Source organism: Streptomyces sp. XY431, assembly GCF_001279805.1.
Lineage (GTDB): Bacteria > Actinomycetota > Actinomycetes > Streptomycetales > Streptomycetaceae > Kitasatospora > Kitasatospora purpeofusca.
Map to the genome: position 1 here is coordinate 1 of NZ_LGDO01000285.1, position 795 is coordinate 795.

The window sequence follows — 795 nt, forward strand, 5'->3', positions numbered from 1 at the left end:
CCCCCGACCCCGCGGCGAGCACCGGCCCGTCCCCCTCCCAGACCGCCGCCGGCGCCAACGCGCCGGCCCAGGCCAAGGCCCTGGACGAGCTGCTCACCCAGGGCGAGAGCGCCAAGGCCCCGATCGGCAACGCGGTCGCCAAGGTGAACAGCTGCCCGACCAAGCCCGACATCGAGTCCGCCGCCCAGGTGTTCGACAGCGGCGGCAAGCAGCGCGACCAGCTGCTGGCCAAGCTCGCCCAGCTGAGCGTCACCGACCTGCCCGGCGGCACGGACGCCGTGCAGTCGCTGAAGTCCGCCTGGCAGCTGTCCGCCGACATCGACCGGGCGTACGCGAGCTGGGCCCGGACGGTCGCCTCCCAGGGCTGCACGGGCAGCGCCCCGAACACCGCCGACAAGAAGCGCGCCGACGAGCTCAACCCGCAGGCCACCCAGGCGAAGAAGGACTTCGTCACGAAGTGGAAGGCGATCGCCGACCAGTTCGGACTCACCCCCCGCACCCAGGACCGGATCTGAACCACCCGTGACTCGCACCACCCGCCGGCCGTCCGGCCCCACCGCCCCCGACAGCACCGCTCCCGACAGCACCGGTGCGACCCCCGACAGCGCCGGCGACCCCGGCCGGGACCCTCGCCCGCGCCGCTCGACGCTGCTGCGCACGGTGACCGTGATCGGCGTGCTGGCGCCGCTCGGCCTGGCCGGCTGGCTCGGCTGGCGGACCGTCGGCAGCCCCGACCGGAGCGTCCCCGCCGCCGCGGCCGCCGGCGCCGGCACCCCCGCCGCGGCGCCGCCCGGC

2 pseudogenes are annotated in these 795 nt (G+C 76.5%); both read left to right on the forward strand.

The features are described 5' to 3' along the window. Positions 1-515 (forward strand): annotated as a pseudogene (locus tag ADK60_RS23805) (hypothetical protein); the annotation flags it as partial. A 7-nt stretch (positions 516-522) separates the two neighbouring features. Next, positions 523-795: pseudogene (locus ADK60_RS23810) on the forward strand (hypothetical protein); the annotation flags it as partial.